The following is a 21,418-nucleotide window of genomic DNA, read 5'->3' on the forward strand; positions in this document are numbered from 1 at the left end:
GGGCGTAACCCGCCGAAGTTGTTGCATTCAGGTAACAAGGTCAACGCTGTGAATGCGATGCGCGACCGCTCCGCAGATAGCTTCCGGCAACACCTCCTGGAAAAATATTCACTGCCGCAGCGGGCGCACGCCCATATCGACAAGTCGGCCAATCCCGCGTTGACGCGCCCCTTGCGCGAATTGTGGGAGGCCACCGATCTTTCCGCTGCCGAATTCGCGGATGAAGTCTCCGATTATTTTGCCCTGCCGCGGCTGAGCCTACCGCAGTTGCTCGCGGCCACGCCCCGTCTCGACGGCTTTTCGCGCCGTTTCCTGCGTGAATCCACCATTTTTCCCTTTAGTGCGACCGATGACGTGTTTCGGCTGGCCGTCGCCGACCCCTCCGACACCGCTGCCATTCGCGCCGCCGAAATCGTGTTCGGCACACCGGTCGATGTCGTCGTAGCGTCATATGAGGACATTACGACGGTGCTCGATCAACGGGCCGAGGCCGACGACGCACATGCCGATCGAAGCGGCAGGAGCGTCGCGCAGCAGTCCGACGACGACATCGAAAGCCTGCGCGATCTCGCCAGCGGTGCGCCGGTGGTGCGCGCGCTCAACGATCTCCTGGAGCGCGCGGTGGACTTGCGCGCGAGCGACATCCATGTCGAGCCGTTCCGCGCCGGACTTGCCGTGCGCATGCGTGTCGACGGCCTCTTGCGCGCACTGCCGTCGCCGCACGGCATCCCGCCACAGGCGTTGATCTCGCGCATCAAGATTCTCGCCAGCCTCAACATCGCGGAGCGGCGGCTGCCGCAGGACGGCGCCGCGCGCGTGCGCGTCGGGCGCAGCGAGATCGACGTCCGCGTCGCGACCATGCCGACGCAGCACGGCGAGAGCGCCGTCATCCGCCTGTTGCCGCGCGACCGCGGCCTGCTGGAGATGAGCAAGCTCGGCCTCGCCGCACGCGACGAGAGCGTGATGACGCGGCTCCTGGCGATGCCGCACGGCATGATCGTCGTGACCGGCCCGACCGGCAGCGGCAAGACGACGACGCTTGCCACCATGCTGTCGATCCTGAACGAGCCCACGCGAAAAATCCTCACCATCGAGGATCCCGTCGAATACGAGATCCCAGGCATCAACCAGTCCCAGGTCAAGCCGTCGATCGGGCTGACCTTCGCCTCGGCCATGCGCGCCTTCGTGCGCCAGGACCCCGACGTCATCATGGTCGGCGAGGTCCGCGACGCCGAGACCGCCCACATCGCGATTCATGCGGCGCTGACCGGCCATCTCGTGCTGACGACGCTGCACACCGAGACGGCGGCGGCCGCCGTGCCGCGCCTGATCGATCTCGGCATCGAGGGCTTCCTGCTGAAGTCGACGCTGCGCGCGGTGGTGGCGCAGCGCCTGGTGCGCGTGCTGTGCGACCGCTGCAAGGTGCCGCATGCATTGACCGAGGCCGATCTTGCCAAGGACCCGCGCCTTGCGGTGATCGGCTTTCGGTGCGGCGAGGTCGTGTACGAGGCCGGCGGCTGCGAGCGCTGCGGCGGCACCGGCTATCGCGGCCGCAACGGCGTGTTCGAGATCCTCGAAATGTCCGACGAGGTGCGCGCGCTGGTCGGACCGCAGACCGACTCCCATTCGATCGACGCCGCCGCGATGCGGGGCGGCATGACGACGATGCTGGAGGACGCGGTGGCCAAATGCCGGGCCGGGCTCACCACCGTGCCCGAGCTCTTCCGCGTCACGACGGTGCGCTAGGATATGATGAGATCTGGTGCAAATCCCACCGCGAGGGAAGTTTGCTCCCTCCCCCGCTTGCGGGGGAGGGTTGGGGAGAGGGTGTCTCCGCAATCGAGAACCCCCAAGAGGAGAGAGCCCTCACCCGCGCCTTCGGCAAAGCCGAGGCTTCGCCTCGGCGTTCTTGGAGAACGGCCGCCGAAGGCGGCCTATGCTCTCCCGCAAGCGGGAGAGGTGCACCGAGCCCGCGGCCAATCCATTCGACCCAAGCTCATTCGGCTCTAGAACCCATGCCGAACTATCGTTACCGCGCACTCAACGCCAACGGCGAACTGGTCTCCGGCGCCATCGCCGCGCCCGCGGCGAGCGACGTCGCGCAGCGGATCGAGCGGCTCGGCCTCGTCCTCGTCGACAACGTCACGCCGGAAGAGGGCGGCGCGGCCGGTCGCGTGACCAGCCTCTTCAACAGGCCGAAGCCGGAAGACGTCACCATCTTCACCCGCGACCTCGCGCTGCTGTTGCGGGCCGGCGCCCGCATCAATGACGGCTTGGAACTGCTCGCAGCCGATCCCGATTTCGGCCGGCTGCGGCCGGTCGTTGCCGACATCCGTTCCCGCGTCGTCTCGGGCGAGAGCTTTGCCGAGGCACTGGCGCGGCACGAGGGGCTGTTTCCGCCGATGTACATCGCGCTGGTGCGGGTTGGCGAGGCCTCGGGATCCCTCGATCAGGTCCTGGAGGTGCTGGCCGGCGAGCGCGCGCGCAGCGAGGCCTTGAGGCGCCGGCTGTCGGATGCGATCCGTTACCCCATCTTCGTGCTCGGCGCGGCCGGCTGCGTGCTGCTGTTCTTCCTCACCTTCGTGCTGCCGCAGTTCGCATCGGTGTTGCAGGATTTCGGTGCCAAGGTCGATCCGGTCGTCGGTGTCTTCCTCAACATCTCGACCTTCCTGCGCAGCAATTCCGACGTGGTGCTGGGCGGCCTCGCGACCGTCATCGCCGCGACTTGGCTCCTGCTGCGGCAGGAGCGTATTCGCCGCGGCATCACCCATGCGATCACGCGGCTGCCGGCGATCCGCAACATCATGAGCGCGTACCGCACGGCGCTGTTCTGCCGCAATCTCGGCCTGCTGCTCGGCAGCGGCGTCAATCTCACCACTACGCTGCGCATCCTCATCGACATGATGGCCACCACCGGCCCGTCCACGGTCTGGAGCGAGGCCGCCGACCGCGTCCGCCATGGCTCGAAACTTTCCGATGCGCTGGCCGAGACCGCGGCGTTGCCGGCGATGGCGGTGCGCATGCTCCGGCTCGGCGACGAGACCGGGCAATTGCCGATGCTGTCCGGGCGGGTCGCCGAATTCTACGAGGCCAAGTTGCAGCGTACGCTGGACCGCGCCGTCGGCATTGCCGGACCGGCGGCGATCATCGCGATCTCGCTGGTGGTCGGTGGCCTGATCACCTCGGTGATGACGGCGCTGATGTCGGTGAGCCAGATTGTCGGATAGGCAGGGAACGGGAGAAGCTTGAAGTGACCAAACATCCATCCGCAAGGCGCAGCCGGCGGCGAAGAGGCCGAGGGGAAGAGGGCTTCACCCTCGTCGAGATGCTGGTCGTCATCACCATCATCGGGATGATCATGGCGCTGGTCGGCCCGCGCGTGCTGAACTATCTCAGCGAATCCAAGGCGAAGGCGGCGAAGATCCAGATCGAGAGCTTTTCCAGCGCGCTCGATCTCTATTATCTCGATCTCGGCCGCTATCCGACGTCCAATGAAGGCCTCGCGGCGCTGACCCGCAACAATAACCAGGCCGGCTGGAACGGACCCTATTTGCGCGGCGGCGCGGTGCCGAGCGATCCGTGGGGTCACATCTACGTCTATCGTTCGCCGGGCGCGAGCGCGCCCTACGAGATCATCTCGCTCGGGTCGGATGGCCAGGAAGGCGGCAGTGGAACGGCAGCCGACATTGTCAGCGGCACGCGCTGAGGACATCCGCGATGCGCACGGCTTCGCGCTGATCGAGATCCTGTGCGTGCTCGCGATCATCGGCCTGCTTGCAGCGATCATCCTGCCGGCGATCCCGCGCTCGACGACCCGGGCGAGGCTGGAAAGCTACGCGGTCGAGACCGCGGCGCTGCTGAAGGCCGACCGCAGCGCGGCGCTGCGCCGGCAGGTCAGGGTGACGACGCAGGTGGACGCGGAGGCGCGCGCGATCCGTTCCGGCGTCACCGGGCGGACCATCCGCCTGCCGGGCGACGTGGTGATGCAGGCGATGCTGGCCTCGCGCTGTGCCGATCGCGCAACGGGGCGGTCGATCGACTTCTTTCCGTCGGGCATGTCGTGCGGGGGAACGATTGCGCTGGCGCGGCCCGGCATGGGCTACGAGGTGCGCGTCAACTGGCTGACCGGAGGCGTCGAGATTGTCCCGCAGAAGCTGCTCTGACGCCGCCGGATTCACGCTGATCGAGGCGCTGGTCGCGCTCGCGATCATCGCCGTCGTGCTCGGGACGATCGGCTCGGTCATCGCCACCACGACCAAGGGCACGCGTGCGATCGACCAGCGTCTCGTGCTCGCCGGCACGGCCGAGACCCTGCTTGCGAACCTGCCGGCGCGGTCCTTGCTGAAACCGGGGCGGCAGAGCGGCGAACTCGCCGGCAGCCGGTGGCGCGTCGATGTTGCCCCGATGAGCGTGACGGGTGGCAATCCCGAGACCGATCGCTTCGTGCCGATGGCCGTCAATCTGCGGCTGCAGCGCGCCGACGGCGCTGCGATCCAGGTCACGACGGTGAAGCTGGTGCCGAGGGCTCCGCAGTGAAGGGCTTTTCTAAGAAAGGCTCTATTGAAGGCTTGGCCATGAAGCGCCTGCGCCGCGCACTCGCCGATGAGGCGGGCTTCACCCTGCTCGAAGTGTTGCTCGCGACGCTGCTGATGACGGTCATCCTGGCGGCCCTCGCGACGGTGACGGCGCAATGGCTGCCGAACTGGAGTCGCGGCATCGCCCGCGTGCAGCGGGCCGAGCGCCTCGCGACTGGCCTCGACCGCATCATCGCCGACCTCTCGGTCGCCGAGCAGATGACGGTCAACGGCGATGCCAAAGCGCCGCTGTTCGACGGCGCCGAATTGTCGGTGACGTTTCTGCGCACCTCACTCGGCCCGAGCGCGCGTCCCGGACTCGAATTCATCCGCCTGATCGAGAAAGCCGACTCGCAGGGGCTCGCGCTGGTGCGCGAGCGCGCGCCGTTCCAGCCGATGCCGACGGACGGGCAGATCCGCTTCGTCGACCAGGTCGTGCTGATCCGGGCGCCGTTCCGCGTCAGCTTCGCCTATGCCGGGCAGGACGGTCAGTGGCAGCCGACCTGGCGCGGCCAGCCGCAACTGCCGGCTCGCATCCGCATCACCGTGCGTGACGGCGCCAGCGGGCAGGTGCTGGCGGTGTCGGGCGCAGTGATCCCGCACATCACGGCACCGGCCGAATGCGCGCGGGCCAAGAATCCGGTGACCTGCGTGGCGGCGGGCGGCCGGCCGCAACAGCCGGCGAAAGAGGAGCAGCAGCTGTGAGCGGCGCGAGGCCCGACCATGCGACGCCTGGTGATCGCCGCGGCTTCATCGTCGTCGCGGTGCTCTGGATGCTGGCGGCGCTGGCCGCGCTGGCGCTGATCTATCTGACCTATGTCACCAACACCGCGGTCACGGTCGCCGTCAGCGCCGACCGGCTGCAGGCTGACGCGCTGGTGAATGCCGGGCTCGAGCTCGCCGCCTACCGGCTGACGGCGCAGAACGAAGCGGCGCGTCCGACCAGCGGCACTTTCAATGCCCGCGTCGGCGCCGGGCGGGTGAGCGTGACGTTCCGCTCGGAGGCCGCGCGCGTCGACCTCAACATGGCGCCGAAGCCGGTGCTCGCCGGGCTGATGATGGCGCTCGGCGTCTCCGCGAGCGATGCGCCCGTCTATGCCGACCGGATCCTGGCTTGGCGCTCGTCGACGGAGGCCGGACAGGACAATCCGGAGGATTCCTACTATCGCACGCTCGGCGCACCGTACTTGCCGCGTCACGCACCGTTTCCGCACAGCGACGAGCTCTGGCTCGTGCGCGGCATTCCGTCAGCTGTGGTGGAACGCGTGATGCCCTTCGTCACCGTGTTCAGCAATATGCGCACTGTGAACGTGCTCGACGCCGCGCCGCAGGTGGTGGCGGCGCTGCCAGGCATGACGCCGGAGACGCTGCAGCAGGTGCTGCGCGACCGCGCCGATCCCAAGGTCGACCCGCGCTCCCTGGTCGGGCTCGCCGGCAGCGCCAATGCGACGATCGAGGGCTCGAAGGCCTACCGGATGACGGTCGCCGTCGAGGCCCCGTCGCATCGCCGCAGCTCGGCCGAGATCGTCATCCTGCTTCTCGAAAGCGGCGATGAGCCCTATCGTGTATTGTCATGGCACAACGCCTTCGACGGTTCTGCCGGAAAGCCTCTGTGAGATGAGCTCGCTCAATTCCCTTCGCGGCATTCTCGATGCCTGGACCGGCACCGTGGCCGGCACGATCGTTGCCGGCCTGGAACGGGTGGTGGCGCCGCGCGTGGTGCGGCTGGTCGAGACCGGGACCGGCGCATTCGCGCTGGAGGCCTCGAAGTCGGAGAACGTGCCGAACGAGATCAGCTTCGAGGACGGCAAGTTCGTGGGCGCCAATCTCGCACCGATCGTCCGCGGCAGCCGCGTCGAGATCGTGCTGCGGTCGACGCGCTTCCTGTTTCGCCCCCTGGAGCTGCCGGCCCGTGCGGCCGATTTCCTCGACGGCATCGTGCGGGCCCAGATCGACCGGCTGACGCCGTGGAGCGCCGCCGAGGCGGTGTTCGGCTGCAGTCCGCCGGTCGCGCATGGCAGCGAGAGCATCACCACGGAGATCGCCGCGGCGCCGCGCCGGATGGCGATGGGCTATGTCGAGGCGCTCATGGGCTTCCACCCCTCGGCGATCGCGATCGTGACCGAGGCGGCGGATGGCCCGCGCATCAAGGTGTTCGAGCAGAAATCGCGCGGCGCCGTCGACCCGGTGCGGCTGAGCCGCGCGCTGCAAGCCGTTCTGGCGCTCGCCGCGGTCGCCGCGGTGACCGGGTCGGTCGCGGCAGGCTATCTGGCCGACAGCCTCAGCACGCAGCAGAGCGAGCTCGAACGGCAGATCAGCCAGCGCCGCGCCGCGCTGCGCGGCAATGACGGCGGCGAGCGCTCGCCGCTCGCGCTGCTCGAGCGGCGCAAATACGAGACGCCGGCGAGCGTGATCGTGCTGGAGTCGTTGAGCCGGTTGCTGCCGGACCACACCTACGTCACCGAGCTGCATCTTTCCGGCAACAAGATCCAGATCGGCGGCATCACCCACGATGCGCCCTCGCTGATCCCGCTGATCGAGCAGTCCCAGCACTTCACCCGCGCGACCTTCTACGCGCCGACGACCCGCAGCCCGTCGGATCCCGGCGAGCGCTTCCACATCGAGGCGCAGGTCGAGCCGAGGAACGCGCCATGAGCAGCGCCAAGGCCGCTGGTGGAAACGTCGTGACGCGGGCGCTGACCGGCTCGCCGCTGATTGCGGTCTCGCTCTACGTCGCGATCGCCGGCGGGCTGCTGCTGATGGCCGGCCTCTCGATCGCCGACGTCATTGCTCACCGCCAGGCGCTGGCAGAGACGTCGGACCTGCTCGATCAGCTGCGCGGCCGCAAGGGCGGCGCCAAGAACGCCGCGACGTCGCCGGCCGAGCATCCCGGCACGCCGTTCCTGGAAGGGCCGACCGTGACGGTCGCGGGCGCCAATCTGTTGCAGCGGGTTGCAGCCGCCGTCGGCAATGTCGGCGGCTCGGTGCAGTCCTCGCAGGTGGACGTATCAGGTGCGCAAACCAAGGACGGCTTCGTCGGCCTCGTCGTGAGCTGCGAGCTGGAGCAGCCCGCGCTCCAGAAGCTGCTCTACGATCTCGAGGCGGGCATGCCGTTCCTGTTCGTCGACCAGCTCGACGTCCAGGTACCGCAGACCACCGCGCTCGGCGATGCGCCCACCGGCCGTGTCAGGGTGATCCTGGGCGTCTCCGGCCAGTGGCAGGCGGGGAAGTAGTGCCAGCTCACCAGCTGTACTTGAACACGCCCTTGCCGGCATAGCTGGTGACGTTGCCGGAGAATTCGCCGTCGAAGGTGCCGGCGATCGAGAAGCCGCTCAGCCATTTCATCTCGGCGCTGGCGCTGACGAGCGCGGAATCGGCATCGACCCTGGCGCCGTTCACGACGAAGCTGGTGCCCGGCAGGGTCTGGAACAAGGCTGTGACGGCGCGGCTCGGATTGTAGTCGTGCGCCCAGGCGGCGCGGCCGCGCAAGGTCAGCACGCCGTTCTGCATGGCGTAGGACTTGTCGGTGCGCAGGCCGAGCTCGGAGCGGGTGTCGGTGAGGGATTGCGCGGCGTAGTTCAGCGCGAACAGGCCGCCGCCATTGAGGCTCGTTTCGGAATAGTTCGGCAGGTTGAAATTCGTCACCTGCGCCGCCGCGTAGGGCGTGATGCCGATCATCGGCGTTGCGAAGCGGTAGCCGCCCTCGAAACGGGCCGAGAAGCTGTCGGCCTTGTAGCGGGCCTGGAGCTGGTCGGCGCCGGCGAGCGCGACGGTGCGGTTGGTGGTGACATCGTGCCAGCCATAGGCGAGGGCGGCCGAGATATAGGCCGGGCCGAAATTGTGCCGGCCGTAGACGCCGGCCTGGAACAGGTCGGACGAGCCCGAGCCCATTGCATTCGCAACCGAGTAGTTCAGCCCGCCGCCGCCGAGCGCGAAGCCGACGAGGGTGTCCAGCGAAATCCTGTAATCGGCGCCGGCCGCGCCGCCCCAGACCCGTGCGGTGAGGTCCTGCGAGCCGACCGCGGCATTGCCGCCGACCTCGGCCGAGCCGCCATAGCCCGCCGACCAGACGCTCCAGCGGCTGCTCGGCTGCGAGGAGAGCAGCGGCGCCTTGGTCGCCATCGCATAGGCTTCGCGCTCGCGCGCGTTGGCCGGACGCATCCTGGCGTAGGCGGTGGCGTCGTCGCTCTCGGCGAATTGCGCGACGCTGCCCGCCTTGGCGAAGCCGCCGGAGCGGCCGATGATGGTCGGATCGAGCATCAGGCTCATGAACTGGCCGTCGGCGTTGATCGCGGCCTGGAGGATGCCGGTGCCGAGCTCGCCCGAGGCGGTGGTCAGTCCCGCCGGGCTCAGCGCGGCGAAGGCCGCGGGAATGCCGCCGGTCGTGTTGAAGAAATTGGTCAGCGTGTTCGCGACGCTCTGCTGGTTGGCGTTGAGGCCGCCGGCGGGTGTGAAGTTCACGTTGACGTTGAGGTACGCGGTCAGGGCGTCGTAGCTCAGCGTTGCATTGACCGTCGGCATGTTGGAGACGACGGTCGGATTGAAGGTGGTGCCGACGAGGCCGCCCGCTGCATAGAAGATCGCGTACTGCTTCTTGAGCGTGCCCGTGCTGAAATTCGCGCGCACCGTTGCGCCGCCGAGGTCACCCGTGCCGTTGGCCTGGGTGAGGCTGGCACTCGTCGAGGAGACCTGAACCAGATAGGTCGAGCCGGCGGTGAAGGTGACGTTTCCGGTGACGCTGAGCGTGCCGTACGGGTTTGCCGCATTGCCCGGGGCGAGCGTGCCGCCGTTTACGTCGATGCCAGAGAGCGTGCCGGTACCGGCGAGTGTGCCGCCGGTGTTGACGGTGGCCGGGCTGTTCAGGAGCGAGCCGTTCACCACCAGCGTGCCGCCGTTGATGGTGGTGGCGCCAGTATAGGTGTTGGCGCCGGACAGCGTCTGCGTGCCGCCGGTCAGCGTCAAGCCGCCGCCGAGGCCGGCATCGTCGATGACGCCGGCAAAATTGCCGTTGCCGTTGGTAATGGTCAGCGTGTTGAAGCCGAGATTGACTGTGCCCGAGCCTGACAGCGCCTTGATCGAGGTGCCGCCGTTGAGCAGGCCCGAGATGCCGAAGACGCCGTTGGCGATGACGCCGCTGGAGGTCGCAATGCTGCCATCGAGGGCGCCGAAATCGATGAGATCGAGCTCGCCGCCGCTCGCGATGGTCGTGGTGCCGGTATAGGTGCTGGTGCCGAACAGCTGCTGCGTCGCGCCGTTCGCGATCACGAGGTTGCCGCCGGTACCGCCGCCGATGCCGCCGTCCTGGATCACGCCGCCATAGAAGCTGCCGTTCGTGATCGTCAGCGTCCTCGATCCCAGCGAGACGAAGCCGGCGGTGCTGGCGGACAAAAGGCCGCCGACCGAAGCGCCTGAATTGGTCTGGGAAATATCGAGCGTGGCGCCGGCGCCGGCGAGGGCGACATAGAGCGAGCTTGCGATCGAGCCGGCGCCCTTCAGAGCGAGCGTCGCGCCCCCGTCGATCTGGGTGACGTTGGTGTAGGTGTTCACGCCCGAGAGCGTCTGAGTGCCGCCGCCGACTTCGAAGCCGCCGGTGCCTTGAATGACGCCTGCGAATTCCGTCGAGGCGTTGCTGATGAACAGCCCGTGGGCGCCCATGTTGACGACGCCGCTCGAACTGCCGGCGAGCGTCGTGATGGCGATGATCGGGAACGAGGCCGCAGAGATGTCGAATGTCCCATTCACCGTCACGACACTGGAACTCGCGATGCTGCCGGCGCCGGATAATGCCAGCGTTCCGGCCGAGATCGTCGTCGGGCCGGTGTAGGTGTTGACGTTGGTCAGGGTCAGCGTGCCGGTGCCGACCTTGGTCAGGCCGCCGCCGGTGCCGGAGATCACGCCGTCAACCTGCGTCGAGGTGTTGAGGCTGCCGGTGGTGAGCGTGTTGGCGCCGAGCACGTAATTGCCCGCACCCTCGATCGAGCCGCTGGTCATCCCGCCGCTGGTGAGGCCCGAAATGTCGACGGTGCCGCCGGCATTGGTGATGAAGCGCGCGCTGCCGCCGGTCGCCGCACCCGAAAAGTTCGTCGTGGCGCCGTTGTTGGTGGTGATGGTGGCGCTGCCGGCGGTGGCCGAGCCGTCGAAATTCACCGTCCCGTCGTTGATGATGGACGAGGTGGCTGCGGTCGTGGTGTTGTGGAAGTTCAGCGTGGCGCTCGCCGCGTTGCTGATCGTGGCGCTGCCGGCCGAGGCGCTGGTGAAGAAATCGATCTGGCCGCCGGCATTGTTGGTGATCTGGGCATTGGCGGCGGTGCTGGAATCCTCGAAGGTGAGGAAGCTGCCGTTGATGATGCTTGCCGTTCCCGCGGTGCTGTTCTGGAGGAAGGAGACGGTGCCGCCGGAACTGTTGGTGATGGTCACGGCACCCGTGCCGCCGCTCGCGCTGCTGCTGTTCTGGAACACCATATTGATGCCGCCGGAGGCGGACACGAAGTTCTGCGTGTTGCCCGAATCGTTGATGATGCCGGTACCGTTGACGATGAATGCGTCGCCGACCGTGACCGTGTAGGCCTGCGCGGTGTTCGTGAACAGCACCGTGCCGATGACCACGACGCCGTTGTTGTTGTCGACGCTCGCGCTGCCGGTGTTGGTGAAGGTCGCGGTTCCGTCCGGCACGCTTGGGTTCGATGACCAGTTGGTCGGATCGGTCCAGTCGGTGCTGCCACCGGTCCAGGTGCCGTCCACGGCGTGCGCGGCGACGACACCGAGCGCGGTCGTTGCGAGCAGGGTCGCCAGCGCGTGGCGCGTTACGGACCGCAGTCCGTATCCGATCCTCTCGGGCGCCATTTTCAGTCTGGCCATCGGGGCTCTCAAATCAAAAAAATATCGCAGGTATGCAACTTATGCGTGCGGTGCGGCTCTGTGCCTGTGCCATGATCTCATGGCCTCACCGTGCATCGCAATGAACGGAGGTATGATTGCGCGGGGTTCGGACCTGTTCCCGCGTGCAATTTCCGCAATCGTGGCCGTTGGGCAACATTTTCACGTGTCGCAACAGAGGCAGCGAAATGCGGCCCGATGCCGGATTGAGCAGACACGAGCCGGTTGATGGCCGGGCGCATCGGGCCTAGTTTGCTGCGGAAGGGACCTTGCAGGGGAATTCGATGTCCGGGTGGCTTCGAGCGATCGGATTGGCCGCGCTTTGGACGGTGCTGGGCAGTGCCGCGACCTGGGCTGCCACCTCTTCGCGCATCGACATCCTGCCCGACGATGCCGCGGGCAGTCCTGCCGAGAGCGTCGATGTCGGCGCGGTGAGGCCGATTGCGCGGCCGGCGCAGGCTGTGAGCAAGCCGATCCCTCGTGGCAATCCACTGTGGTCGGTGCCGCTCTCGGCGCTGACGGCAACCCAGGAGCGCCCGATCTTCTCGGCCTCGCGCCGGCCACCGCCGCGCGCGGTCGCCGGGTCTCCGGTCGAAGAGGTGCAGGCAGCCCCGCCGCCCAAGGCGGTCGAGGCGCCGCCGCCGTTGCTGCTGGTGGGCGCCGTGGTGGGCGAGGGCGACGCCATCGCGATTCTGGTCAACCGCATCGACCAGAAGGTCGTGCGCCTGCGGCAGGGCGAATCGCTCGGCGGTTGGTCGCTGACGGAGGTTCAGCCGCGCGAGGTGACATTCAAGCAGGGTGATCGCAGCGAGGTGCTGGCGCTCCAGCGCCCGGTGGATCCGGCAGCGGCCCCCGCGGCTCCCCCTGTGGATGTCGGCGGGAGGCCGACGGTGCCCGGGACGAACGATCCGTCGTTTGCGCCCTTTGTGCCACGTTCGACGCCGAAGAACGGCGAGTCGGATGGGCTCTGAGCGCTCGATCCCGGAATCTGGAAGCCCACGTTCGTGATGCGTCCCGGCAAGCTGGCCGTGCCGGGACGGGCCCGGCCCAGGCGGACGGCAGTGGCCTCCGCAGGCTATCGACAATCCGTGCACTGACTGCTAGCCCGAATTCGCGCTGCTTGGGGGAACCCTGATTGACGAGGTGGCAAAGGCTTGGTGAGGGTACGGCCGGGTGGCTGGCATGACTTCGAGAAAAAGACCGCCCGATCTGCTGGGGAACTCCGCGTGGAATGCGACGGCCTTCGTGGTGGCCGTGGTGCTGAACCTGGCCATCCTGCCTTTCGTGATCGTTCACCTCGGCCTCGCTGCCTTCGGCGTGGCCGGTCTCGTCACCGCCTGCATTGCGCCGGCGCTGGTGTTCAGCAACGCGCTGGGACTTTCGACGGCGCGCGAGCTTGCGCAGCGACTTGAGCCATCCGATCGTGACGATGCCCGACGCCTGTTCGCGACCTCGGTGATGCTCGCGATCGGCGCGGGCGGCCCGATCAGTGTTTTCTTTCTGGTTGCCGGGGCCCCCCTTGCGCGTCTCGGATTTCATCTGGCCGGTCCGGCCGCTGACGACCTCGGGCGGGCGTTCGCACTGGCTGGCATTGGCTGGCTATGCCAGTGCGTATCGGCGGTCTTCGTTGCCCTGTTTACCGCGCGCCAGGACTATCGCCGGATTGCCCTGGTCGGCATGGCCAGCACCGTGGTCTCGACGTTCTCGATGCTCCTGCTGATCCCCGGTTCGCCATATGCGTCGACGTTTCTCGGTTGCCAGGCGCTGGGATTTGCGACCGGCCTGCTGATGGCTGTGGCCTGGTCCCGTGGCGCAATCGGTCAATGGCTCGCACCGCCGGCATTGCATCGCGATGCGTTCGCAAGGCTCGCTCGCTTCGGCATCTGGCAGGTGGCCGCGCAGGGTGGTGCACTGCTTGCGGGGCAGGCCGATCGATATCTGCTTGGCGCGCTGCTGCAACCGCAATTCGTCGGTTTCTATGGCGTGGCGCAGCGTCTGCAGGAGGCGACCTATATCGGCATCCTCAAAGTCGGTGAGATCCTGTTTCCGTTCTTCAGCACGCTGCAAAAGGAGAGCGAGGATCGCAAGGTCGATCTGCTGTTCCGATCGTCGTGGATATTGAACGTTCTCGCTGCAAGTGCCTTGGGCGCATTGATCCCCGTGGCCGGCCCGCTGCTGCATGTCTGGACCGGAGCGGAGGTTGCAGCCGAGGCCGCGCGGGTGCTCGTCGTGCTGTCGATTGCCGGTATCCTCGGATCGAGTGCGAACGTGTTCGGCTTTTATCTGCTGGCGCAGGGGCGCTCGCGCTCCAACGCGCTCATCGCATTGATCACGGGTATCGTCATCCTCGGTACCAGTGTGGTCGTATTGCCGCGCTTCGGATGGCAGGCCGCAGGCTGGAGCGCCTGCGCCGGCATGACCGCGCAGATGGCGACCATCGTCGTGCTGCTGCGCCGTAGCTTTGACATTTCCGGCATTTGGCCGCGCGTCATCCATTGCGTGCTGATGCCGCTCGGCATCGGGATCGCGACGGCGCTGGCGCTGCGCACCGGCCTCGACCGCGCACCATTCCACCTTGCGCCGTCCTGGTGGTCGGTGGGCCTCGTCGCGTCGGTGACGGCTGCGATCATTTTTGTCGTCGAAGTTGCCGCCTCGCAGCTGGGGCCGTATCGAAGGGCCTGCTTGCAGGACTTGCGCGCCATTCTCAGTCGCTTCGTGCCCCTGAAGGCCATCTAGGACATGTGTGGAATCGCAGGAATCGTCGATTTGCGCGGCAATGCGGTCGAGCCGGCCGACATCTCGCGGCTGACCAGCCTGATCGCGCATCGTGGTCCGTTTGGCGAAGGAACGTGGTTCAGCCCGGACCGGACTCTCGCATTCGGCCATCGTCGCCTTGCGATCATCGATCCCGGCGAGGGCGGCTATCAGCCGATGCTGTCTGCGGACGGCCGTCACGTCATTGTCTTCAACGGCGAGATCTACAATTTCCTCGAGCTGCGCCGCGAGCTCGAGGCGCGGGGCGCGGTGTTCCGCAGCCAATCCGATACCGAAGTGATCCTCGCCGCCTGGGAGGCCTGGCGGGAAGACATGCTGCCGCGCTTCAACGGCATGTGGGCGCTGGCGATCTTCGACACGGCTACGAGCGAATTGTTTCTCGCGCGCGATCGCTTCGGCATCAAGCCGCTGCTCTATGCCATGTCGCCGGAGCGATTTGTCTTCGCCTCCGAGCAGCGGGCGCTGGTGCGGAGCGGACTGATCGATGCTTCCGTCGACCTGGAGGTGGCACGGCGGCTGTTGCTCGACGCCTTCGGTATCGAAGGAAGCGACCGCACCCTGTTTCGGCAGGTTCGCCGTCTGCAGGCCGGCCATTGCATGTGGCTGCGCCAGGGCAAGGTCGGCGTCAGGCGCTGGTGGCGGACGATCGATCATCTGCCTGCGGTACCGGCCACGGAATCCGAGCGTGTGGCCGGCTTCCGCGAGCTGTTCCAGGACGCCGTGGCGCTGCGGATGCGCAGCGACGTGCCGATCGGGACGTGCCTGTCCGGAGGCTTCGACTCATCGGCGGTGATCTGCACCATGGCGGCGCATGAGCAGGCCGGGATGGGGCCGCGCGACAGCGCTGCATGGCGTCATGCCTTCGTCGCGACGTTCCCGGGCGCATTGAATGACGAGCGGCCGATGGCCGAGGAGGCTGCCGCCTGGGCCAAGGTCGAACCCACTTTCCTCGAGATCGGACAGGGCGATGCGTTGACGGATCTCGATCGGATTCTCGACGATCTCGACGACGTCTATGTCGGGTTGCCCAGCGCGGCATGGCTGATCTATCGGCAATTGCGGCAGAGCGACGTGACGGTGTCGCTCGACGGCCACGGGGCGGACGAGTTGATGGGGGCCTATTTGCAGGAAGGCCAGGCGGCTGCATTTCGAATCCGGAACGCCGCGGAAGATCTGGCCTCGCGATCGCCGCTGGCGCGTCGCTGCGTGGACCTCCTGCGCGTGCTCGCCTTGAAACGTCAGGGCGTCTATTTTCTGCGGGGCGGCCTGCGAGAGATCCCGAGCCCGCTTCCGCTGGTTGCCGAGGACGATGTGCTGCCGCGTGAATGGGGCGGCCTGAACCGGCGGCTCTACCGCATGTTTCACAGCACGGTGCTGCCCACGATCCTGCGCAACTTCGATCGTCTCTCGATGGCCCACGGCGTCGAGGTCCGTATGCCCTTCATGGACTGGCGCCTGGTGACCTACACGATGGCGCTTCCGGAAAGCAGCAAGTCGGCAGACGGCTATACCAAGGCTGTCGCCCGGCGGGCGATGGCCAACCTGATGCCGGAGTCGATCCGGACCGCGCGCCGCAAGGTCGGCTTCAACTCGCCGATGCCCGAATGGCTGAATGGACCTTTGGCCGGCTGGACGGCCGACCTGCTCGACCGCGAGGTGCCGGCCTTTGCCGAATTGGTGGATGAAGCGGCCTTGCGCCGAGCAGTCAGCCGGCTGACGGCGTCAAAGACGTGGGATTGGGAGACGGTCGGGCGGATCTGGCCGTATCTGAACATGAAATGGATGTTGGCAAGGTACGCCTGAGCGATGCGCCTGTTCCAGAATAGCTGCTTCTATCCGTCCTACCTGCCGCGGTTCAACCAACTCGCGGCAAAGGCGCTCAGTTTCGACGCGCGGCGCCAGGTGTTTCTCAACGACCGTTTCGGCGCGGCGCATTTCCTCAAGCCGGTGCTCGATGGATCGCCGGAGGCCTTCTTCACCAATGGGGACGACGAGGTCCTGCAGCGCCGCTGGGCGCGCGAGCAGGGCATGCCGGGCGAGCCGTCGCTCGAGGCCATCCTGCTCGCGCAGATCGAGCATCACGCCACCGAGGTATTCTACAATCTCGATCCGGTACGCTACCCAAGCACATTCGTTGCCAAGCTGCCGGGCTGCGTGAAGACGACGCTGTGCTGGCGCGCGGCGCCGTCGGGACATGCCGATTTCACGGCCTATGGCGCTGTGCTCGGCAATTTTCCTTCGATCCTCGACATCTGGCGCAGCAGAGGATGCCGGGGCGAATTGTTCCGCCCCGCGCATGATCCGGTGATGGACGAATACGGTCACGGCGAACGTCCGATCGACGTCGTCTTCGTCGGCGGCTATTCGCGACATCATCGCGCACGGGCCAGAACACTGGAGCGGGTCGCGCACCTCGCAGACAGCCACAACATCGTGCTGTGTCTCGACGCATCGCGCCTGACCAGGCTCGCCGAGAGCGCGATCGGACGATTGCTGCCGCTAGGACGTCACAGGCGTCCCGATGCCATCGCGGCCATCGCAAGACCCCCGGTGTTCGGGAGAGATCTCTATGAGCTGATCGGCTCGTCCAAGATCGTGCTCAATGGCGCGATCGATATGGCCGGCGAGGATCGTGGCAACATGCGCTGCTTCGAGGCCATGGGGTGCGGTGCGCTGCTCGTGTCCGACGCCGGAAGATATCCGGAGGGCATGCAGGACGGCGTCACGATCGAGACCTATGGTACCCCGGAACAAGCCGCTGAAGTCATCTCGCGCAGTCTTCGGGATTGGCCCAGGTCGGCCGGGATCGCCGCGCTGGGGCGGGAGCGCATTCGCGGCATTTATGGCAAGGACGTGCAGTGGAAAGCGTTCGTCGATCTCGTAGGGCGGCTGTAGCCATGCTACAGCATTCGTCGCGCGACCTCCCGATTGATAGCATGAATTTCAACTTACTGATCCAATGGAGGACGGAGGTTGGCTCCGTTGGAGGTGTCATGAGAATCCAAACACGTTCGATCTTGCGACGTGAGAGGGTGCGCTGATGTCCAGCCTTTCCACGCTTGTCCGCCATTGCGCGCATGCCATCGATGGCATCAATTGGCACTATATCGTCCAGCGCCTGATCGGGCGGGCGACCTGTCGCTTGCACCCTGGAGCGTTCCTGGCTCATACCGCGCGGATCAGGAACGCGCGGGGCGATAGCGACAGGATCGTCATCGGCAGCCGCTCTCACATCAGGGGCGAGTTGATGATCCTCGGTCACGGCGGCCGCATCACGATTGGAGAGTGGTGCTACGTCGGAGTCGGCACACGTATCTGGTCGGGAGCTTCGATCGAGATTGGAAACCGCGTCCTGATCTCGCATTCAGTGAACATATTCGATAATCTTTCGCATCCGATCCGTGCCGCCGAGCGGCACGAGCAGGCGAAGCAGATTTTCACCTTGGGTCACCCTCGCAAGCTCTCGCTCGACGATCGTCCGATCAAGATTTGCGATGATGCATGGATTGGCGCTTGTGCGATGGTGATGCGAGGCGTGACGATCGGTGAGGGCGGTATCGTTGCCGCGGGCGCAGTGGTCACCAAGGACGTTCCGGCATATTCCATCGTGGCGGGTAATCCCGCGACCATTGTTAGGGAGTTGTCGCCGGACGAGCGATAAGGGACATCCATGACAACGAGGATTGTAATGCGCTCACAAGCCAACCGTCTGCACGCCAGGTAGCGCAATGTCCATATGGGTTACCGGTGCGAACGGGTTCATCGGCCGCCATCTCGTTCGCGAGTTGGCGGGCGGCGGACATACTGTCCATGGCGTCGGCCATGGAGCCCTCGATCCGGCCGATGCGCGCGCGCTCGGCCTGCAGGCCTGGATCAACGGCGAAGTCGACGCCGCCAATCTGAATGCGCTCGCCGCCACGCACGGACTGCCCTCGCACGTCTTCCACCTGGCCGGCGGGTCGTCCGTCGGACTGTCGATCGAGCGTCCGTTCGAGGACTTTTCGCGGACCGTGGCCAGCACGGCGCGCTTGCTGGAATGGCTTCGAAGCTTTGCGCCCGAGAGCAGGCTGATCGTTGTATCGAGCGCTGCCGTCTACGGGGCCGATCACGCCGGGCCGATCCCCGAGAGCGCGGTGCTGACGCCGATGTCGCCCTACGGCCACCACAAGCTGATGATGGAGCAGCTGTGTCAAAGCTACGTCCGGAGCTTCGGCATACGCTGCGCCGTCGTGCGATTGTTCTCGGTCTACGGTCCCAACCTTCGCAAGCAGCTTCTCTGGGATATCTGCTCGCGGCTGCGCAGTGAGCAGCGGACGCTGAATCTCGGAGGATCAGGAGCCGAGATCAGGGACTGGACCGATGTTCGCGACGTCGTTCGGCTGCTGGCGCGCGTCGCGGAGGTGGCGTGGCAGGACGATTTTGACGTGATCAATGGCGGTTCCGGGCGCGGCGTGAGCGTCGCCGGCATTGCCGAAGGCCTGATCGGGCATTGGGGCAGCAAAACGGCCGTGCAGTTTTCCGGCGTCGCGCGGCTGGGCGATCCGATCAGCCTGCTGGCCGACAACGCGCGCGTGCTCGAGATGAATTTCGACTGGCGCATTCCGCTGGAGCGGGGTCTTGCCGACTATGTCGCATGGTTCAAGGGCCAGGCTCGTGCCTGAGCGTGCGCCGCTGCGGATCGCATTCACCAACATTCCGCGCCGCCTGTGGGCGGGAGGCTACAACTATCAACGCAATCTGTTCGAGGTGCTCAACAGATACGCGCCGGGAGCGGTGACGCCCGTGCTGTTTGCCGGAACGGCTGACGAGCCTGAGGAGATTGCAGCGCTGGCCGGCATTCCCGCCGTCGAGGTCGTGCGCTCGCCGGTGTTCGATCACGCCGCGACCGGTCTTGCCCGTGCGACAGGTCTTGCCCGCGCGATCGCCTTCGGTTTGGACGGTCCCGCCGTCGCCGAATTCGAGCTGCGCAAGATCGACATGGTATTCGAATCTGCACGCTTCTTTGGCTGGCGCCTGCCGTTCCCGGCGATCGCCTGGTTCCCGGATTTCCAGCACCGCCTGCTCCCGCACCTTTTTTCCAGGAGCGCCTATTGGCGGCGCGATCTCGGCTTTCGGGTCCAGATCGCGTCCGGCCGGCACATCATGGTGAGCAGCGCCAGCGCGCTCGGCGATCTCAAGCGGTTTTATCCGGGCTTGTCGAACGGCGTCTCCGTGGTCCGTTTTGCGACCGAGCCGCCGGCCAGCCTGCTGTCCACGAATCCGTCCGACGTGATCGCAAGCTACGGCCTGCCGCCAGGCTATTTCTATCTGCCGAACCAGTTCTGGCGGCACAAGAACCACCGGATCGTCGTCGATGCGCTCGATCTCTTGAAACGCCGCGGGCTGGACGTCGTCGTCGCTGCGTCCGGAAATACGCAGGACTCCCGTGACCCCGATCTCTTCGAAACGACCATGAGGCAAGTCAGGTCGCGCGGTCTCGATGCGAATTTCAGGCATCTCGGAATGATTCCGCTGGATCACGTCTATGCCCTCCTGCGCGCGTCGATCGCTCTCATCAATCCTTCGGAGTGCGAGGGGTGGAGCACGACGGTCGAGGAAGCCAAGTCGTTCGGCGTCCCGATGATCCTGTCCGATATCGACGTTCATCGCGAACAGACCGAGGGACGCGCGCGCTATTTCGGCATCCACGACGCCGAGACCCTGGCCGAACAGATGGCGCAGCTTGCGCAGGCGGCCGGGCCTGCGACCACCCGCAACCTGTTGCCCAATCTCGAGCAGCGCGTTGAGGCGTTCGTGGCGGATTTCATCCGGCTGACCCAGGATGTGATGGCGTCAGCGGCCCGCTAGCCAGCCGTGCCGGATCGGGAGCGCTCCCCGTCCGACGAGCGCTCCTGTGCAAAGACACTCCGAGGCACCACATACCAGAGCACGAAGAGAAGAGCGGCGCCGTGAGTGAGCATGGCGACCGAGAGCGGCACGTTGAGCAGGGTCTGCGGCAGCAGGCCGGCGGAAATCAGGATGAAGCGGGGCGGCAGGCCCGCGGATGCACGATTGCCGAGCGCCAGCACGAAGCCCGAGGCGAGCGCGGTCAAAGGTGCGAGATAGATACCGACGGACGCGATCCCTTCGGTCGCAAACAGCGACGCATTCAATTTGCCGAGCTCGTAAGCGTCCTGCATGAGGATGGACAGCTGCACATCGTAGGGACAATGCATCAGCGGCTTGAGGACGGAGATCTGGCAGAACCAGGTCAGTGGGTGGCTCGAGAAGAAATTGTTATAGATGTCGAGAGCGCTGGATGCGGTCGCGATCATCCGGATGTTGACGATGTCGAAGTATCTGCCCGGAATGCTGTTGAGGGCGGCGCCGGTCACGACGATCACGACGAGGCCAACGAGCATCGGGACGAAGATCGATGCGATGGCTGCCGTTCTCGCCTCCAGAAGGCGCGAGAGCACCGCCAGGGCGATCAACCAGGCGGGCGTGAAGAAGGCGAACTTCGTCAGCGTGATGGGGTAGAACAACAGGAGCAGGATGAGGACCAGCGCGGCACGCCAGCGATGGCCGAGCAGCCAGTAGCAGGCGAAGGCGAACGGCAGCAGCGTGCTGGAGACCCAGCCCATCAGATATCGCACCGCGGCCGGAAATTCGAGCGAGTCGCGATAGTCGTAGATGTTGGCGACCGAGACCAAGCGGAAATTGTAGGTCGCCGCCACGGCGATGGTGATCATCGAGACGGCCAGGATCAGCGTCAGCAGATGCTCGAAATGTGCGTTCGACAACGTAAATCGCTGTCGCAGCGGCGCCTTGACGAATAGCACCGGCAACAGGAAGAGCACCAGCGCCAGCGCCGCCGAGATGCCTGCGGGCAATTGCTCGTAGCTGTAATAGGAGAACACCTCGATCCATAGGAAGCCCAGGATCATCGTGTAGAAATAGAACCCGACGAAATAGCCGAAGCTGAAGCGGGCGACGACGAACAGCAACGAGACGACGGAGAAGCCGACCGCAACGATGACCGCGATCCAGAGGCGCTCCACGTTGAAGCTGATATAGTACTGGAAGGTCGCGACCTTGATCAGCGACAGGCAGGTGAGAGCGCTGTGCAGCAGCACCAGAACCGTCAGCGCAGCCTTCGAGTCCAGCCATGACCGGAGGTCGCTGATCATCCTGGACGGTGCGCTCATGGCGGA

The 21,418-nt window shown here is 66.1% G+C and carries 18 protein-coding genes; 16 read left to right on the forward strand and 2 right to left on the reverse strand.

Annotated elements, in window-relative coordinates; genetic code table 11:
- Positions 1-57 precede the first annotated feature (57 nt).
- The 9 genes from JQ635_RS03985 to gspM all read left to right on the forward strand — a co-directional run bounded on the left by JQ635_RS03985 (position 58) and on the right by gspM (position 7,807).
- Positions 58-1,746 carry a GspE/PulE family protein gene (locus tag JQ635_RS03985; RefSeq protein WP_246583296.1) on the forward strand — a complete coding sequence of 563 codons (1,689 nt, stop codon included), beginning with the start codon at positions 58-60 and terminating at the stop codon, positions 1,744-1,746.
- Positions 1,747-2,015: 269 nt separating this feature from the next.
- Positions 2,016-3,227 carry a type II secretion system F family protein gene (locus JQ635_RS03990; RefSeq protein ID WP_211408575.1) on the forward strand — a complete coding sequence of 404 codons (1,212 nt, stop codon included), beginning with the start codon at positions 2,016-2,018 and terminating at the stop codon, positions 3,225-3,227.
- Between the two features lie 23 nt (positions 3,228-3,250).
- Positions 3,251-3,706 carry a type II secretion system major pseudopilin GspG gene (gene gspG, locus JQ635_RS03995; protein WP_211408576.1) on the forward strand — a complete coding sequence of 152 codons (456 nt, stop codon included), beginning with the start codon at positions 3,251-3,253 and terminating at the stop codon, positions 3,704-3,706.
- Positions 3,669-4,163: a prepilin-type N-terminal cleavage/methylation domain-containing protein gene (locus JQ635_RS04000; RefSeq protein ID WP_211408577.1), complete on the forward strand. Its 495-nt coding sequence runs from the start codon at positions 3,669-3,671 to the stop codon at positions 4,161-4,163. The genes gspG and JQ635_RS04000 overlap by 38 nt, the downstream gene beginning before the upstream one ends.
- Positions 4,141-4,536: a type IV pilus modification PilV family protein gene (locus tag JQ635_RS04005; RefSeq protein ID WP_211408578.1), complete on the forward strand. Its 396-nt coding sequence runs from the start codon at positions 4,141-4,143 to the stop codon at positions 4,534-4,536. The genes JQ635_RS04000 and JQ635_RS04005 overlap by 23 nt, the downstream gene beginning before the upstream one ends.
- A gap of 38 nt (positions 4,537-4,574) precedes the next feature.
- Entirely contained in the window at positions 4,575-5,279 is a 705-nt protein-coding gene (locus tag JQ635_RS04010; RefSeq protein WP_246583298.1) for a general secretion pathway protein GspJ, read from the forward strand.
- Positions 5,276-6,190 carry a general secretion pathway protein GspK gene (locus JQ635_RS04015; RefSeq protein ID WP_211408580.1) on the forward strand — a complete coding sequence of 305 codons (915 nt, stop codon included), beginning with the start codon at positions 5,276-5,278 and terminating at the stop codon, positions 6,188-6,190. The genes JQ635_RS04010 and JQ635_RS04015 overlap by 4 nt, the downstream gene beginning before the upstream one ends.
- A gap of 1 nt (position 6,191) precedes the next feature.
- Positions 6,192-7,229: a PilN domain-containing protein gene (locus JQ635_RS04020; RefSeq protein WP_211408581.1), complete on the forward strand. Its 1,038-nt coding sequence runs from the start codon at positions 6,192-6,194 to the stop codon at positions 7,227-7,229.
- Positions 7,226-7,807, forward strand: a complete 582-nt coding sequence (gene gspM / locus JQ635_RS04025; protein WP_211408582.1) for a type II secretion system protein GspM — start codon at positions 7,226-7,228, stop codon at positions 7,805-7,807. Before JQ635_RS04020 ends, gspM begins: the two co-directional genes overlap by 4 nt.
- A 7-nt stretch (positions 7,808-7,814) precedes the next feature.
- Here the strand turns inward: gspM and JQ635_RS04030 are convergent, their stop codons facing one another.
- Positions 7,815-11,432: an autotransporter domain-containing protein gene (locus tag JQ635_RS04030; protein ID WP_246583299.1), complete on the reverse strand. Its 3,618-nt coding sequence runs from the start codon at positions 11,430-11,432 to the stop codon at positions 7,815-7,817.
- 302 nt (positions 11,433-11,734) lie between these two features.
- Between JQ635_RS04030 and JQ635_RS04035 the strand changes: the two genes are divergently transcribed.
- The 7 genes from JQ635_RS04035 (at position 11,735) to JQ635_RS04065 (ending at position 20,072) form a co-directional block, all read left to right on the forward strand.
- On the forward strand, positions 11,735-12,421 hold the full coding sequence (locus JQ635_RS04035; RefSeq protein ID WP_211408583.1) for a hypothetical protein: 687 nt from the start codon (positions 11,735-11,737) through the stop codon (positions 12,419-12,421).
- 211 nt (positions 12,422-12,632) lie between these two features.
- A complete protein-coding gene (locus JQ635_RS04040) occupies positions 12,633-14,186 on the forward strand; it encodes a lipopolysaccharide biosynthesis protein (RefSeq protein ID WP_246583300.1) in 1,554 nt (517 codons plus the stop codon).
- A 3-nt stretch (positions 14,187-14,189) separates the two neighbouring features.
- Positions 14,190-16,028 carry an asparagine synthase (glutamine-hydrolyzing) gene (gene asnB / locus JQ635_RS04045; RefSeq protein WP_211408585.1) on the forward strand — a complete coding sequence of 613 codons (1,839 nt, stop codon included), beginning with the start codon at positions 14,190-14,192 and terminating at the stop codon, positions 16,026-16,028.
- A 3-nt stretch (positions 16,029-16,031) separates the two neighbouring features.
- Positions 16,032-17,120: a glycosyltransferase gene (locus JQ635_RS04050; protein ID WP_211408586.1), complete on the forward strand. Its 1,089-nt coding sequence runs from the start codon at positions 16,032-16,034 to the stop codon at positions 17,118-17,120.
- A gap of 352 nt (positions 17,121-17,472) precedes the next feature.
- Entirely contained in the window at positions 17,473-17,886 is a 414-nt protein-coding gene (locus tag JQ635_RS04055) for an acyltransferase (protein ID WP_246583301.1), read from the forward strand.
- Positions 17,887-17,953: 67 nt separating this feature from the next.
- Positions 17,954-18,886: an NAD-dependent epimerase/dehydratase family protein gene (locus tag JQ635_RS04060; protein ID WP_211408588.1), complete on the forward strand. Its 933-nt coding sequence runs from the start codon at positions 17,954-17,956 to the stop codon at positions 18,884-18,886.
- Positions 18,879-20,072 (forward strand): glycosyltransferase family 4 protein, encoded by a 1,194-nt coding sequence (locus JQ635_RS04065; protein WP_211408589.1) that lies wholly within the window; start codon positions 18,879-18,881, stop codon positions 20,070-20,072. The genes JQ635_RS04060 and JQ635_RS04065 overlap by 8 nt, the downstream gene beginning before the upstream one ends.
- On the opposite strand, the gene JQ635_RS04070 is transcribed toward JQ635_RS04065, so the two are convergent.
- Entirely contained in the window at positions 20,069-21,412 is a 1,344-nt protein-coding gene (locus JQ635_RS04070) for a hypothetical protein (RefSeq protein ID WP_211408590.1), read from the reverse strand. The two genes, JQ635_RS04065 and JQ635_RS04070, sit on opposite strands and share 4 nt — an antisense overlap.
- Positions 21,413-21,418 lie beyond the last annotated feature (6 nt).

Origin of the sequence: Bradyrhizobium iriomotense (assembly GCF_018130765.1) — a bacterium.
GTDB lineage: Bacteria > Pseudomonadota > Alphaproteobacteria > Rhizobiales > Xanthobacteraceae > Bradyrhizobium > Bradyrhizobium iriomotense_A.